Annotated in this window: 13 protein-coding genes; 8 read left to right on the forward strand and 5 right to left on the reverse strand. The window is 45.2% G+C overall.

What is annotated here, in order from left to right:
• Nucleotides 1–134 precede the first annotated feature (134 nt).
• From iolE to ABIO93_RS22225, 3 genes are all read left to right on the forward strand, one after another.
• A complete protein-coding gene (gene iolE / locus ABIO93_RS22215; protein WP_348071747.1) occupies nt 135–1037 on the forward strand; it encodes a myo-inosose-2 dehydratase in 903 nt (300 codons plus the stop codon).
• Between the two features lie 171 nt (nt 1038–1208).
• Nucleotides 1209–2663 (forward strand): S41 family peptidase, encoded by a 1455-nt coding sequence (locus tag ABIO93_RS22220; RefSeq protein ID WP_348071749.1) that lies wholly within the window; start codon nt 1209–1211, stop codon nt 2661–2663.
• A 175-nt stretch (nt 2664–2838) separates the two neighbouring features.
• Nucleotides 2839–4830, forward strand: coding sequence for a gliding motility-associated C-terminal domain-containing protein (locus tag ABIO93_RS22225; protein ID WP_348071751.1), 1992 nt, complete (start codon nt 2839–2841; stop codon nt 4828–4830).
• Nucleotides 4831–4886: 56 nt separating this feature from the next.
• Here the strand turns inward: ABIO93_RS22225 and ABIO93_RS22230 are convergent, their stop codons facing one another.
• The gene (locus ABIO93_RS22230) at nt 4887–5870 is read right to left on the reverse strand and encodes an acyl-ACP desaturase (protein ID WP_348071753.1); all 984 of its coding nucleotides are present in this window, start codon (nt 5868–5870) and stop codon (nt 4887–4889) included.
• Nucleotides 5871–6010: 140 nt separating this feature from the next.
• Between ABIO93_RS22230 and ABIO93_RS22235 the strand changes: the two genes are divergently transcribed.
• Both ABIO93_RS22235 and ABIO93_RS22240 read left to right on the forward strand, forming a co-directional pair.
• Nucleotides 6011–6742 carry a lysophospholipid acyltransferase family protein gene (locus ABIO93_RS22235; protein ID WP_348071755.1) on the forward strand — a complete coding sequence of 244 codons (732 nt, stop codon included), beginning with the start codon at nt 6011–6013 and terminating at the stop codon, nt 6740–6742.
• 172 nt (nt 6743–6914) lie between these two features.
• Nucleotides 6915–7331: a hypothetical protein gene (locus ABIO93_RS22240; RefSeq protein WP_348071757.1), complete on the forward strand. Its 417-nt coding sequence runs from the start codon at nt 6915–6917 to the stop codon at nt 7329–7331.
• A 61-nt stretch (nt 7332–7392) separates the two neighbouring features.
• Here ABIO93_RS22240 and ABIO93_RS22245 read toward each other — a convergent pair whose 3' ends face one another.
• Complete coding sequence (locus ABIO93_RS22245; RefSeq protein ID WP_348071759.1) at nt 7393–7845, reverse strand: GNAT family N-acetyltransferase; 453 nt, start codon at nt 7843–7845, stop codon at nt 7393–7395.
• A gap of 24 nt (nt 7846–7869) precedes the next feature.
• Nucleotides 7870–8238 (reverse strand): hypothetical protein, encoded by a 369-nt coding sequence (locus ABIO93_RS22250; RefSeq protein ID WP_348071761.1) that lies wholly within the window; start codon nt 8236–8238, stop codon nt 7870–7872.
• Between the two features lie 351 nt (nt 8239–8589).
• Between ABIO93_RS22250 and ABIO93_RS22255 the strand changes: the two genes are divergently transcribed.
• The 3 genes from ABIO93_RS22255 to ABIO93_RS22265 all read left to right on the forward strand — a co-directional run bounded on the left by ABIO93_RS22255 (nt 8590) and on the right by ABIO93_RS22265 (nt 11770).
• A complete protein-coding gene (locus tag ABIO93_RS22255; RefSeq protein WP_348071763.1) occupies nt 8590–10008 on the forward strand; it encodes a Dyp-type peroxidase in 1419 nt (472 codons plus the stop codon).
• Between the two features lie 119 nt (nt 10009–10127).
• On the forward strand, nt 10128–11495 hold the full coding sequence (locus ABIO93_RS22260) for a hypothetical protein (protein WP_348071765.1): 1368 nt from the start codon (nt 10128–10130) through the stop codon (nt 11493–11495).
• 56 nt (nt 11496–11551) lie between these two features.
• Entirely contained in the window at nt 11552–11770 is a 219-nt protein-coding gene (locus ABIO93_RS22265; protein ID WP_348071767.1) for a hypothetical protein, read from the forward strand.
• A 27-nt stretch (nt 11771–11797) separates the two neighbouring features.
• On the opposite strand, the gene ABIO93_RS22270 is transcribed toward ABIO93_RS22265, so the two are convergent.
• Entirely contained in the window at nt 11798–13564 is a 1767-nt protein-coding gene (locus tag ABIO93_RS22270) for a glycoside hydrolase family 9 protein (RefSeq protein WP_348071769.1), read from the reverse strand.
• A 51-nt stretch (nt 13565–13615) separates the two neighbouring features.
• Entirely contained in the window at nt 13616–14929 is a 1314-nt protein-coding gene (locus ABIO93_RS22275) for an NADH:flavin oxidoreductase (RefSeq protein WP_348071771.1), read from the reverse strand.
• Between the last annotated feature and the right edge of the window lie 11 nt (nt 14930–14940).

Genomic DNA, 14940 nt, shown 5'->3' on the forward strand with positions numbered 1-14940 from the left:
TCAGGAGTTGTTATTAATTGTCACTTTTTGTCATCTGTTGTTTAGTCAACAGATTAAGCAAAACCTCAATTTATGACTATCAATGACAATATCTGACTACACCGAATTCTTTACGTTCAATCGATACATTAAATATGAACTTCGAAAACATTCAATTGGGCGTTGCTCCAATCAATTGGACCAATGATGATATGCCTGAACTTGGAGGTGAAAATACCTTTGAGCAATGCATCAGTGAAATGGCGCTCGCCGGTTTTACGGGGTGCGAAGTAGGAAACAAATTCCCGCGAGATACCAATGTGCTTAGAAAAGCGCTGGAATTGCGCGGATTGCAGATCTGCAATCAATGGAACAGTTACGAGCTGACGACCAAAAGCTTTGCGGAAAACAGAAAAAACTTCACCGAACTGCTGGATTTTCTGGAAACAATGGGGGCAAAGGTCATTGGAGGCGGCGAGACCGGCAACAGTTGCCAGGGACAAATGGACGTTCCCGTTTTCGAGGGCAAGGGAATGCTCAATACCAAAGGAGAATGGGACAGTTTTACATTCGGGTTGAACGAACTGGGGAAAATCGCCCGGGATCGTGGTATGAAACTGGCTTTTCACCATCATATGGGCACTTGTATTCAGACTATCGCTGAAACAGATCGATTGCTCAATGAAACCGATCCTGAAAATGTATACCTGAATTACGATTGTGGCCATTTCCATTTTGCCGGCGAAGACCCTTCCGTTGCCCTGAAAAAATACATTGGCCGGACCGCGCATATCCATTTAAAAGATGTGCGTCCAGATATCCTGCAAAGTGTTCACGATGATAAGCTAAGTTTTCTGACGGCTGTGAAGAGAGGCGTTTTCACTGTTCCGGGAGATATGGAGGGCTGTATTGACTTCCCGTCACTTTTTTCAATCATTAAAGACAGCGACTACCAAGGCTGGATCGTGCTGGAAGCAGAACAAGATCCTGCAAAAGCCAATCCACTTGAATACGCCATCATTGCAAGGAATTTCTTCCGGGGACTCACCGGGATTTGATCGTTTTTTATTTTCTAGCAACAGGAGGCCCCGATGGGGCCTTTTTTTGTTCCAAAATTCGCCACATTTCCGGGGCGAGATACGTAATGAATGTAGAATTCGTTAATGAACGTCCATTTAATCACACGCTTATGCCAAAGCAGTTTACTTAAATTTTATAAACTGACTAATATGTTACATTTGAAAAAGCTAAATCTTCTTTATGTTCTGATTTTCGGGTTGTTGGTGGCGGGGTGCAAGGACAAAAACGTTGAGCCGACCATTGAAACCGCACTTGATTCTACTACTGCTTCCGATTACAAAGCGATCAATAGCTGGCTTTACGAAATCATGGATGATGCCTACTTCTGGTACAAAGACATGCCGGCACAAGCCAGCCTCGACGCCACTATTGACCCTCATGACTACTTTGAAAAGCTTGTATATCAGAGAGAAACGGTGGACAGATTTTCGTCAGTAACCGACGACATTGATGCCTTACAGAATGAGTTCGACGGGATCAGCAAAATTTTCGGGATCAGTTATGCGCTTTCTTATATTGATGACGGAAAATCCAATATTGGCATATTCCTAAATTATGTGGTAAAAGGCAGCCCGGCGGAAATTGCAGGCCTGAAACGAGGGGACATTCTTCTGAAAGTAAATGGGACGCAGTTAACAGCGAGTAATTATACGACTTTATTAGGGAGCGGCGAAACCGCAACATTCACATTAGGAGCATTGAATGGTACTACCATTGCTGCCACAAGTACAACGATCAGCATAACCAAAGCGGAGGTGAGTGAAGATCCGGTGGCCTTTTCCAGTGTAATTTCCAAGCCAACTTATGGCAAAACGATCGGTTATCTGGTGTACACGCAGTTTGTGCCCGGTACCACTGCCGACGAGGCTAAATATGACAATGAACTCCGTCAGATCTTTGCCGATTTCAAGAGTAAGGGTGTTAATGAATTGGTTTTGGACCTTCGGTTTAATCCGGGTGGCTATATCAGTTCGGCGGAAACGCTGGCCTCGCTTATCGGCAAGAATGTGTCCGCTTCCAAGATTTTTTACAAAGAACAATGGAACGATAAATACGTTGCCTACTGGCAAAAAACGCAAGGTGCCGACGCATTGAACTACACATTCTTGAATGAAGCCAATAACATAGGAAACAATCTGAGCCGGGTGTTTGTACTTACTTCCAACGGAACCGCCTCAGCCAGCGAGCTGGTGATCAATGGGTTAAAACCTTATATGAATGTGATCACGATTGGTGAACATACCGCTGGAAAAAATCTTTTCGGTTCATTGATCAATGATGATCAAAACAGATGGAAATGGGGTGCTTATGTGATGCTCGGACAAACAGCGAATGCGAACGGAGAGTCGGATTACGGAACTGTGAATGGCATGACGCCTGACTATCTGATCGAAGATTCGAAAGTGCCTTACAAACCTTTCGCGGATGAAAATGAAACCTTATTTCGCAAAGCATTGGACATAATGGGTATCCCGGCACCGGAAGGATTAAGGATAGCGGCATCAAAAACAGTTGATCCTTTCAAGAAATCGCTGCGTGATGATCTGAAAGTCCGCAAAAATCTGATGATCAAAAAAGGGACAATCCAGTTAATTCATCCGTAAATTCCCTCATATCAATGCATGTTCTAAGAGGTCCTGGATCAGGGCCTCTTTTTTTGGCTTTCTCTGAAACATCAAAAAAGTGCCCGACCTTCACCTTATTCACTGGATTTGCCGTAATTTTATTAATAATCTACATGATACTCACGTTAAGAATGTTTCGGGCTGTGGCTGATATATGAAAATAAAATCTTTACTTCTTCTCTTTACTTTTCTTTTTTACCTGACGAATGCTTTTGGACAAACAGTCAGGCATACCTATCGTTTTTATAAGGATTTCGAAGTTGCCAAGCCGGAATGTGGGCCGAATCTGGTTCAGTCAAAGTCACTTGGTTCCTGTGCGGCGGGAGCGAGCCCCGGCACTTTCGAACAAGACGTTTTACCATGTGGCGTGCAAAGGGCCATTTATCACAATAAACTCGATTGGGGGCTGATGTACCCTAACACGGAGGGTGCTATTACCGACACTTATACGATTCAGATGTACATCAAAGTGACCGACTGGGGCAAGACCTGGGCGAGGATCATTGATTTTTCGAATGGCACATCCGATCAGGGGATTTATTTCAAGGATAATAATGGCTCAACGGACCGTTGCCTGGATTTCTATCCCTACGGACGCGCAGGCGCCTGTCCATTTTTCAATACTTCCACTTACTACCTTCTGACTTTTACCCGCAACGGGCAGACGGGCATTATGGACGTGTATGTGGATAATGTGTTGTTTGCGACGTACAACGACTCAGAAGGAAGGTATGTGGGCAAGCCAGGCACTCCGATTTACATTTTTCGGGATGATAGTTCGGTGGCATGCGAATCCGGGGAGGCGAACTTTGCTTATTTGTCTTTTACCAATCAGTATTACGGTCAAAAGGAGGTAGAGAAGGTATTTTCGGAAGTGTGCTTTGTAGCCAATATCAATGCTTATGCAGACTTTTCAATATCGCCAAATCCAAGTTGTAGTTTCCCCCAAAACATCGATATAAAATACACCGGAATCATACCGGTACCCGGAACGGGCTATAAGTTCGATTGGGACTGGGATGGTGGTACGGTCGTTTCGGGAAGTGGAATTGGGCCTTATGTAATCAATTGGAATAGCAGAGGCACTAAAAATGTAACATTAACCGTCACCAGTATTGGTTGCCCGAACCCCTTAGTCAACCGAAAACAGACACTCATCAGTAACCTGAACCTCACCACCGCGGTGGAATCGGGGAGTTGTGAAACCGGTACCGACGGCACGCTTACATTAACCGCAACCGACGGGCTCCCACCCTATCAATACTCCATAGACTCGGTTAACTACCAGGCTGACAACATATTCAAAGTGCCTGCCGCATCTTATAAGGTGTATGTTAAAGACGGAAACAATTGTACAGTTGGTAAGCCGGTTGATGTGGTGTTTAAGAGCGACATCGTGGTGGGAACCATAGCTGATACCACCATTTGTGAAGGGCAGACCGTTGAACTGAACACGACGGGTAACGCGCAAAACTTCTTGTGGTCTCCTCAGGCTGGCCTCAATGACGCTACCATTCAAGGCCCTGCCGCAACTCCGACGGCCACCACCAGCTATGTGGTCACCGCTGTACGCGGATTTTGCTCTCAGTCGGATACTGTCAACATCAATGTGGAACCAAAAATCGAGGTGAGAGTTACACCGGACGCGATCATTGAAGTGAATGTCCCTTACCAGCTCGCGGCGTCGTCACCTCAGATTAAGGACATGAGAGATGCTTCATTCTTCTGGTCCCCAGCCACCGGACTTAACAACCCCGTGAGCCCAAGCCCGATTGCCACATTACAGGACGATCAATCCTATACCGTCGAAATCACTTCCGCACTGGGTTGTAAGGGAACGGGGAATGTTAATCTTTCCGTCAAAAGGCACGAAAGCATCAATGTACCCACTGCATTCACGCCCAATGGTGACGGGAAAAACGATGTGCTTATTCCTGTGATCAATGAGATCGTTTCGATCAGTTATTTCAAGATTTTCAATCGCTGGGGAGAGGTTGTATTTTTTACGGATCAACTCAATAGCGGCTGGGACGGTTGGTTTAAGAACAAAAATCCTGTTACCGGAATCTATGTTTGGGAAATCGAAGGAAAATCATTGAAGGGAAATATGATCCGGAAGAAAGGATCGGTGATTTTGATACAATAAAAAAAACGCCCCTGTTTATGGCAGGGACGATTCAATATCAAAAACACGAAATTATATCATTTGATCCAGCTGAATTCGTATTGCAGTTCCGGAATTCTGGTCCGGTCAGCGATCCTTCTTAGTCTTGCGGGCAATGCCATCAGGTAGTCACGTGCTTTTTCCGCTTTTTCGTTAATGTCACGAACCGATCCAATCTCCCATTCTAAAAGAAGACTATCGAGAATTTCAATGTAATCCATTGTGGTGTATACACCCAATCTCTGAGCAGCATCCGAAAAATGGGCAAAAGTATCACCCATCTTCACTCCCGTTTCTCTCATAAAGTGGGCCGGCATGACGATTTTCTTTTTCATCATATCTTCCAAAGCAATGACCAGCTCGGAAGGGTCCACAGCCAGAATGCGGCTCACGAATGCTTTATAGGCTTTTGCGTGGCGCATCTCATCGGAAGCGATCACGCCGCATATTTTAGACAAATGCGGGTTACCAAACTTTTTGGCAAGCGTAGCAGTCCGGCGGTGCGATACATTGGTTGCAAGCTCCTGAAAAGAAGTGTAGATAAAATTCCTGTACGGATCCCGGTCGGTACCAATATCGAAGCCATCCGCGATCAAAAATTGAGTCGAGACTTCCATGGCACGCATGTTAACACGTCCCGACAGATATAAATATTTGTTCAGGAGGTCGCCATGGCGGTTTTCCTCGGCTGTCCAGCTGCGTACCCATTGCGACCAGCCGGAAGGATTATCCACCTGATCTACGCCTATGACATCCATTAACCAGGATTCATAAGTAGGAAGCGCCTCTTCTGTGATCGTATCTCCAATCAAAACAGCCATATAATCGTAAGGCAGATCGCGGCAGCTTTCCTGCAATAATTTAACCTCACTGAAAAAGTTTTCGTCACTGGAATCGGGCAGAAAATCAGAAGGTTGCCAATTCTCCTCGATTGGCTTTAAGTATTCAGACATGAGTCCATCCAGGTCTTTTCCTATATGCTGCATGACTTCTAGTCTTTCTGCTGAAAGTGCGATATCCATTTTAATAATATTTTAACGCTAGTTATTGTTGCACAAATTACGTGAATTTAATGTAAGTTTTGAATGATAATTGTCATTTCCAACTTCAAAAATTAGCATAACCAACCCTCATTTAAACTACTTTTGCAAAAAAAACAAGAATGAAAAAGATTCTCGATTACGTCCTGAGCAGTATTTACCTGATTCATTTTGGATTAACATTATTGGTTTTTCATATTTTCCAGGTCATTGCTTTTCACGTTTTTGGTAAAAAAGCGCACAAGGTTGTGGTAGATTATCTCAACTTTACGCTAACCTTCGGACTTTACCTGACAGGCGCCCGCATTACGCTTCGTAACCTATCCGATATTCCGGACAACCGGACCATTATTTTTGTTGCCAACCACCAGAGTACTTTTGATGTCCCGGCCATATATTGGTTTCTGAGAAAATACCATCCCAGGTTTGTTTCTAAAATAGAGCTTGCAAAAGGCGTTCCAAGCATTTCCTACAACCTGCGGAAAAGTGGTGCCGCATTGATCGACCGGAAGGACGGCAAGCAGGCGATCGCGGAAATTGCGCGGCTTGGTAAGCTCATTCATGAAGAAAAATCATCTGTCATCATTTTTCCTGAAGGTACCCGGACTGCCAGCGGGATCATGAAACCATTTGTTCCGGGCGGGGTGGCTACACTCCTCAAACGCGCCCCGGATGCGCTCATTGTGCCGGTAGCCATCAATGGTACCGGTGCTTTCAACCCAAAAGGTATATTCCCGCTGAGATCATTTTCCAACTTATCATGGACAGCCCTGCCCGGCATTGAACCAGCCGGAAGAAAAGCAGAGGAAATTCTTGCGGAAGCGCAGGAAGCAATCCGAAAAGCGATTTCATAAAAAATCCCCGGATGGATAAAAGTATGCTGGGTAAAGGTTAATCTGTTGAAAATCAGAAACCTCATTCATCTTCTAAAAGTGCTATTTTTTCACTTAACAATCATTAACAACCGCAGTTTAAACCTATATCACTGGTGGCCCTCTAACCCATGAACTTTAAAATTTATGAGTTATGAAAAAGATACTTTTTGCCGCTGCGATTCTTGCTTTTGGATTTACCTCAGCATCCGCACAATATGATTCCCGCTACAATGACCGTGATCGCAATAATAGCGAATACCACGACCGTGACCGTGATGGTCGCCGAGGAGGACATATGTCAGACATTAATTTTCTGCAAAGAGAAGCTCGTCAGCAAATCGCAACTGGTGTGCAGAGAGGTACACTTAGCTCGCGCGAAGCAAGTGCGCTGATGAACGAGTACGATAGAATAGAAGCACGGGAGAGACGGTACAGCCATCGCGGCAGAGTGTCGCCACGTGAGGCCCGCGTTCTTCGTGAAGACCTGGAAAGATTAATGGCTAACACCCGCAGAATGAGCGATCGCCGTGGCGACCACTGGGCGCGTGATCGCAGAAACAGATATTAATGGCAGTTGAAGGTTTAGGGTAATGCAGAAAGCATCGGGTCGCTGACCTGATGCTTTTTTTTTAGTTTTTATGAAAGTACCTCACCAATTTGACATGTGATTTTTCAAAACCCTCCCGCTGATAAAAGCGGTGTGCCTGTTCGCGGATATTGCGGGAGGTTACCTCCATCTGAATCGCGCCATTAGCCTTCGCATAGCCGACTACATGAGCAATCAATGCCTTTCCGAATTGCTTCGACCGGAACTCGGGCTCCACATACATCTCCTGAATTTCCGCCACCAGCGCGGCATGGTGCAACAAAGGCTGAATGTGACAGCTTACCATACCCACCGGCTGCCCCAAATATTCCCCCAGAAAATAACGGATATGGGTAGTTCCCAGGTTTTTTTTGAAAACGAGATCAAATCCGTCGCGGTCCATCACCATGTTTTCCAGTCCACATATCATGTTGTAGATAATCTCCCGGTCATTCACCGTGACCTCCCGAATGGATAGTTGGGCTTCGTCTGACATATCAGCTTTTTTGGCTAAAAATAATTATTTCTCCGGCCAAAGAATGACTTTTTTCCCGTCCTCTCTAAATAAATCGTTCTGATATTTTTCCAGTTGCTCCTGGGTATATTTGCTCCATTCCATCCGCGAGCCATCGCAATGGTAGCTCACGCACCCGATACACGACATGTAGATATATGTGAAATTAATCAATGTCTCCTCTCCTATCGTGACCGCAGCCACAGTCAGGTGCTCCGCGTTCTTGTTCTTTTTGGATTCATCGACCAAATCCCCCAACCATGGAAGATTATGTACGGGATCTTTTACGCCGCAGATGGTTTGCTCGGTAGCGGGATTTTTGTCTTGACAGCACAGCAGACAAAACAACAGCAAAATGAGTATTGATGATTTCATGGCCGGAATTCAGGAAAGTTGATTTAAATCAGTGACACGCTGGCCTTAGGAAAGTTGGAACGTTCAAAGGTTATAGAAACGACGCAACTAGCAAATACAACTCACAACAACCTAAAAACCAATAAATTACCGCTTAATAACAAAAACTCATCAACCAACTATTAACCAAATAAAAGACATAACTTCATTAACCCAACCCACCATCATAGAAACCCCTTCCTTCTAAGGTACAACCCACTTGATTTTATTGCAGTGAAATTACCAGGCCAGGTTTTGGCCTGATTAACACTGACGTATACACACTTTCGTTCTAATGCATTTCACATCATTTCACATTCAAAATCAAAAATTATGGCAAGTGTTGATCCGCACGATTTTAAGACTGACCGTCTTCTGAAAAACCTTCAGGGCAATACGATCAAGGGGCACGGAAGAGAACATACTACGCATATATTTATCCATTTTGACGCAAATAAAATCACTGCTGCCAAAGCATGGATACGCACTTTTGCCGAGGATACGCTCACCAGCGCGAAAACTCAGTTGGAGGAACGGGAACAGTTTAAAAAAGACAAAACTCCCGGTGGAATGTTTGCAGCTCTTTTCCTGAGCGCGAAAGGTTATGAGAAGCTTGGGTTCGCAGATGTCGATACCAAATTCGCCGACGACGCATTCAAAAATGGCCTGAAAGCCAGACTTGACATTACGAATGATCCTGACCCCAGTCGTTGGGAAGGAGGATTCCGCGACGAGATTCACGCAATGATACTACTAGGCGACCATGACCTTCGGCGTATGGGTGAGTTTACCAAAGGATTACTGGATATCCTTGATGCATTCAGCCATATCAATGTCGTTGAATACGGTAACGCGATTCGTAATTCTGCCGGCGCCGGGATTGAGCATTTCGGATATGTTGATGGAACCAGCCAACCGCTGTTTTTGAAGGATGAGATCGATCAATACCAGATAGATCATGAAGTCACGTTTTCACCGGCTTCTGCAAATCTAAAATTCGACCCGTCAGCCGAAAAGGAACTGATACTTATCCCCGACCCTTATGTGACTGTAAATCCTGAAAAACCAGCTTTCGGCAGCTATTTCGTTTTCCGAAAACTGGAACAGAATGTGAGGGCTTTCAAGCTTGCGGAAGAAGAGGTCGGCGAAACATTGTTTCCTAATTTGGGAGAGGAGTCCAAACGCGAGCTGGCCGGAGCGTATCTAGTGGGTAGGTTCGAAGATGGTAGTCCCGTTGTGATGGATGATGAAGACGGTGTTCCCAATAGTGACACGTTTAACAATTTCAATTACAGCGACGACCCATCTGGCGGAAGATGCCCGCATTTCGCCCACGTTCGCAAAACAAATCCGAGAACAGGCGCCTTCGACCAGTCCAAGAGAATGGCCCGGCGTGGTATCCCGTTTGGTCATCGTAATGTTGATACTGAGCTGGATCCCATCGCTCAGCAAACGCCGGAGGGCGGGGTTGGTTTGCTTTTTATGAGCTATCAGGCCAGCATTCAAAATCAGTTTGAATTTATCCAGCAGTTTTGGGCCAATAGTGTCAACTTTCCTACTGCCGACACGGGTATTGATCCCATCATTGGTCAATCGGCTACCGGCAATCCCTCGGATCGGATCTACGCATTTCCGAAAGTATATGGCAGCGCATTACCGGCCATTACTGCGGATTTTGAACAATTCGTAACCATGAAGGGCGGTGAATATTTCTTTGCCCCAAGCATCACGTTTTTGAAAGGTTTAGTTTGAAAATTCAGAGAATGCTTCTTTGATAATAAACACTATCACACATCATTATTTAACAAAAGTTAAACATACGGTTACAAAAAATAATATACATTTGGATATCTATCATCAACCTGGTATTCATGAAACTGACGATTACACTTTTACTCTTTTTTGTGGCCTTCGCATCATTTGGGCAAATAGTTTTTGTCGATAGCAGTGTAACCTGGGAACAGCTTTCTAAAAAAGCGGTGAAGGAAAAGAAACTGATTTTCATTCATTTCGAAAACAGTAAGTGTGAGCAATGTAATGAAGTGGCGTCGGATGGATTTAAAAGCACGATCCTGAAAGAGAAGTTTGCTCAGAATTTCGTTTCGATACGAGTGAATGTGGCTTCACAAAATGGTCATAAACTCTTAGAAAGGCTTGATATAAAGGGAGAGTTGCTTTCCGTTTTCGTTGATACTTCCGGCAATATTTTACAAAAACATAACGGCTCCACGAGTTCAGGAATGGTGTATGCCGAACAGGCTGACCTGGCTCTTAGCCGCAAGGGCAAAAAACAGTTGAGCGAATACATTCGGGAATATCAAGCGGGAGAAAGATCTCCCGTCTTTATGCGATCTTACATACTCGCGAGAAGGGAGTCCACGATGCCGGTGGACGATCTGCTCGACGAGTATGTCGGTAACTTGCCTGCCGACTCGTTACTAAACTTTGAAACCATAAAATTTATTTACAAGCAAGGGCCTGCATTGAATGGCAAAACCAATCGCCGCGTACAAGCAGTTACACCCAGGCGACTGATTGATAGCATATACCGATCAATTCCATTAGATGATGCGATAGCTATCAATAATAGTATTATTGGTAATTCGTTTAGAAATGCGGTTCGCGACCGAAGCGACGCGCTCGCACATCAGGTTGCATTCTTTTCACAGGGTACATACAGCAATGACCGGGCCCGGGGAATTTTGGCTTATCAGAGCACATTGACCCGGTATTATTTTGCAATCAAGGACACTGCCAATTACCTGGGACAAGCGAGAAGAATGCTGGAACGTAACCATTTGATGGTCTCCACCGATTCACTCAAAAAGATGGATGCAGAAGCATTTAAAAGAATGCAGGATCAGGCTCTAAAAGGTCCGAAAAACCAGTCAATGGCGATAAAAATCACGCCGCCATCCCAATTTATTCACATTGAAATCAATGAACATGCGTGGCATTTTTATGAAATGGCAACCAAAAAAGAAGACCTTGAATCTGCTCTCGCATGGTCCAAAAGGTCGATAGAGGTATTTGATGAGCTGAACAAGGGAAAGAATAGCAGTATGACATTGGGCAACCCTAGTTACCTCGATACTTACGCTCATATTTTATATAAAATGGGCAGAAAAGAAGAAGCCGTCGAATGGCAAACCAGGGCAGTGGAAGCTCAAAAGACAACTGGAAATGCGTATGCTTCTTTTGAAAATACACTTACTAAAATTAAAGCCGGCACCTTGTAGTCACCCCAACCGTCATTCGGGAACGGAAATTGCAGTGCATCATCAGACAACTTATTATGATGATGAAAACACAATCAAAAGCAAAACATGAGGAAGGCGGTACGCCTACGCATGGCGGTCCGAAAGGCGAAACAAAACAAAAAGACGATAGTCTGAAATCGTCGAAAACGCTGGATAAGGAATCTGTCGCGAAGTCGGAAAAAACGAACATGACCGGCAATAAAGGTTATAACGAAACGCCGCAGACAGTGCCTGTCAAGTCGACTAAGCAATAGATTTTCAGACCATAGCGGTCTGAAAATCTATTGCTTTTTTTCCATAATCGCTTCCAATGCGGTGGCCAGGTACACCAAAGGCGCATTCCAGTTGATCGCTATTTCGTTAGACGCGTAAGAACAGTCGTCGTCTGTAAATGACTCATCGGCGAATTTGCTGGTGTAAGTCGTGCATTTATCCTGCTGACCAGGATTCGGCCCGCCAGACAAAAGCCCGGGAACCGGGTCAACAATTCCGTCGGCAATGGATGGCCGATGGTGCGGGTGCATAACCCTTTTTGAACCAAAACCAGTCAGCAAACAAAATCCGGTAGCATTACGGCCCAGAATGTAATCCAGGTTACCTAATGCTGCCTGGACGTATTTCTGATCAGCAGTGATTTTATAAGCATATAGCAGGGCGATACCCTGATTCGCCGCAACTGAGCTGCTCCCCCACGAATAATCCTTCGCATTTTTGCCCATTACCGTGTGATAAGGCTGTTGTTCCAAATCTTTTAACAGCTCGTCCGCGTAACTGACAACATTGGTTTTCAGCTGTTTGGAAAATGGTGCTTCCAGTTTCAATGCTTCCGAAAACCTGATCAATGTATAGTAACCTACCGTTCTCACCTGGCTCCATGTCGGCAAAGCCATTGGTTCGATAATTTTGAACGGAATGTCTTTCATATACTCAGCTTTACCCGTCGAGGCGTACAACTCCGCAGACGCCCATACCCATTCGTCGCTCGCATCCCTGTCGCCATAGGCACCCGTGACAATGTCCGGATCAAATTTTTTGTTCAGTTCATCCTGGTTATACAGGATAGCAGGGTTCTTTTTTGCCCATTCCCACGCTTTCACCGAAGCCGTCATACAGGAGTCGGCCAGTCCCGGAAATTTATTTTCAAAACCTCGAAAAATACGGGAAGACTGAGCCATGACCGCTACAAAATCCAATGTTGCAACCGTATTTTTCTGAACTATATATCTGGGATTTTTAGCAGCGCCGGGCAAAATCATACCGTCGAACCGGGGATTGGTGAGCTTGTGATAAACCCCACCGTCAGCCGGGTCTTGCATGGTCAGCATCCAGCGCAGGTTCCATATCACTTCATCCAGCAAGTCAGGAACCGAGTTGTTACTTTCAGGAATGTTGACATTGAAATTTTCGAAATAGGAAGGAAAATCTTCATATAGTGACAATAGGGTCCCCATGGTTATCCCCGAATTGACCACATATTTATTATAATCACCGGCATCATACCACCCTTTTGCCGAGCTGATGGATGTATTTTCGGGCCGACCTTCCGAAACTGCGGAAGCGTGGATCAGCACTTTATTGTCGGGATGCCCCGCCGGACGAGCCCATTTGCCGGCAAATTTTTCGGGTAGGTCTATCGAGGCGCGCTGATAGTAAAAACCTTTCAATGCGGCTTCTGCTACATCCCGATGTACCTTTTCTTTTATTTCAAATGATGCCGATTTTCCCAGTCCAGGGATTTCAACAATGTATTTACCACGTTTCTGAATGACTGTAAAATCCGCAAAACGACTGATCTTGCCGGAATGTTGGTTAGATCGGGGTTCGCTTAGCTTGCCCTTCAAAACCGTTTTCCCACTGGATACTTCTTTAATTTCGAACAATTGGTTTTTCTCTCCTACTACCACCGCCAACTTTTGCCCTTTTGGATAAAAACCAACCTGGTTCAACCGGATATCGCCAGAAACTTGAGCCTGCGAATCTGTGGCGTAAATGACCCCTGCGACAAGCAAAAATGTATGGTAGAATTTGGTAAATGACTTTATATTCATGAACAGACCGATTGTACAATGATGTTTATAAAGTCTAAAATAGGGTTGGGATTAAAAATACTCGTTTTTGAAAATACTCATCACCTCTTCCATCATCTCGTCGTAGCTATCGTACCGGCTTTCATCGTAGCATCCCAGCGGATCCACCAACACATGAGCGAGACATTTATTACAATAGCTGCAAGGCTTCGCCGCCTCATTAAGTCCGGCGGCAAACATCAGGGGCAACGACGGATTAGCCATCAATGGACGAGCAATGGTCACGCCGTCACAAAAATTATTTTCCAGCGCATTCCCGATCAGCGAAGCAGTCTGAAAACCGCCGGTACACAATACAGGAATAGATACCGCATCCTTAATAGCCTTGCATTCAGCCAGATTAATACCTTCCATAATTTCCGGCTGCTTTCTTCGCCATAACCATTGAATCAGCGGCCAGAATATTTTGTACCTGAATGTGAGGTAATTCCAGAACGACAAATGGCCACTGGGAATCATTGCAGGATAAGTAATCGCCGCACTTTCAACGGGTAGCGGGCCTATCGGGTTACGGGGATGAGGGAACTGGCTACCCACAGACACATGCAATGCATCAACACCTGCTTTTTCCAACCAACGTGATACAGTAACGCCCTCATCCAATGTATTTCCTTTTCCAAAATTCAGGAAATAATCATCGTGATGATCTGCCGCATTCAGCTTGACCTGAAAATGGTAATCGTGGCCTGTCTGTGAACGAACGGCTTCCACCACCTCCATTAAAAACCTGGCCCTGTTTTCCAGCGACCCGCCGTATTCATCTTTTCTGTTGTTAATGGCTGAACTCAGAAATTGGGTAAACAAATAACCATTAGAAGCATGCAATTCAATGCCATCCATTCCTGCCTCCCGCGCGCGGCCAGCAGCTTCGGCAAACTTGCGAACGGCTTCCGAGATCTGTTTTTTTGACATCGCCTTGCCCGTGATGCCATGAAAATGTTCCGAACCATCCACCGAGCTCAATGGCAGCCGGTACCTGTTTTCAACGCCCTTAATATCCTGTTGATGCCCCGACATTGACAACTGACCAATAAATTTGCAATCGTACTCGTGAACACCTTTCACAACTTCCTTCCAAAACGGAATGAGGTCGTCGCGGTCTATCATCGCGTAATTGGGCAGTATGCGTTGGGCAGGATCCACCGGAATGTGTGAGCTGATGATAGCTCCTACCCCGCCCCTGGCGAACTTCTTTTCCCAATTGATCCTCGCCTGCGTACCCGATCCATCATAATGATCGATCCTTCCCGAAATACTGGAACGGAATAACCTGTTCTTAACCGTCAAATTCCGAAACTGCAAAGGTTCAAATAGAATATCGTTCATGCAGGGAGTGG

Origin of the sequence: Dyadobacter sp. (assembly GCF_039919315.1) — a bacterium.
Taxonomy (GTDB): Bacteria; Bacteroidota; Bacteroidia; order Cytophagales; family Spirosomataceae; genus Dyadobacter.

What these genes read in the sequence shown, in the direction of transcription:
- ABIO93_RS22250 (WP_348071761.1), bottom strand. Translation starts at nt 8,238, where the DNA reads ATGAAATCATCAATACTCATTTTGCTGTTGTTTTGTCTGCTGTGCTGT.
- ABIO93_RS22235 (WP_348071755.1), top strand. Translation starts at nt 6,011, where the DNA reads ATGAAAAAGATTCTCGATTACGTCCTGAGCAGTATTTACCTGATTCAT.
- ABIO93_RS22230 (WP_348071753.1), bottom strand. Translation starts at nt 5,870, where the DNA reads ATGGATATCGCACTTTCAGCAGAAAGACTAGAAGTCATGCAGCATATA.
- ABIO93_RS22275 (WP_348071771.1), bottom strand. Translation starts at nt 14,929, where the DNA reads ATGAACGATATTCTATTTGAACCTTTGCAGTTTCGGAATTTGACGGTT.
- ABIO93_RS22255 (WP_348071763.1), top strand. Translation starts at nt 8,590, where the DNA reads ATGGCAAGTGTTGATCCGCACGATTTTAAGACTGACCGTCTTCTGAAA.
- ABIO93_RS22260 (WP_348071765.1), top strand. Translation starts at nt 10,128, where the DNA reads ATGAAACTGACGATTACACTTTTACTCTTTTTTGTGGCCTTCGCATCA.
- ABIO93_RS22220 (WP_348071749.1), top strand. Translation starts at nt 1,209, where the DNA reads ATGTTACATTTGAAAAAGCTAAATCTTCTTTATGTTCTGATTTTCGGG.
- ABIO93_RS22240 (WP_348071757.1), top strand. Translation starts at nt 6,915, where the DNA reads ATGAAAAAGATACTTTTTGCCGCTGCGATTCTTGCTTTTGGATTTACC.
- iolE (WP_348071747.1), top strand. Translation starts at nt 135, where the DNA reads ATGAACTTCGAAAACATTCAATTGGGCGTTGCTCCAATCAATTGGACC.
- ABIO93_RS22245 (WP_348071759.1), bottom strand. Translation starts at nt 7,845, where the DNA reads ATGTCAGACGAAGCCCAACTATCCATTCGGGAGGTCACGGTGAATGAC.
- ABIO93_RS22270 (WP_348071769.1), bottom strand. Translation starts at nt 13,564, where the DNA reads ATGAATATAAAGTCATTTACCAAATTCTACCATACATTTTTGCTTGTC.
- ABIO93_RS22265 (WP_348071767.1), top strand. Translation starts at nt 11,552, where the DNA reads ATGATGATGAAAACACAATCAAAAGCAAAACATGAGGAAGGCGGTACG.
- ABIO93_RS22225 (WP_348071751.1), top strand. Translation starts at nt 2,839, where the DNA reads ATGAAAATAAAATCTTTACTTCTTCTCTTTACTTTTCTTTTTTACCTG.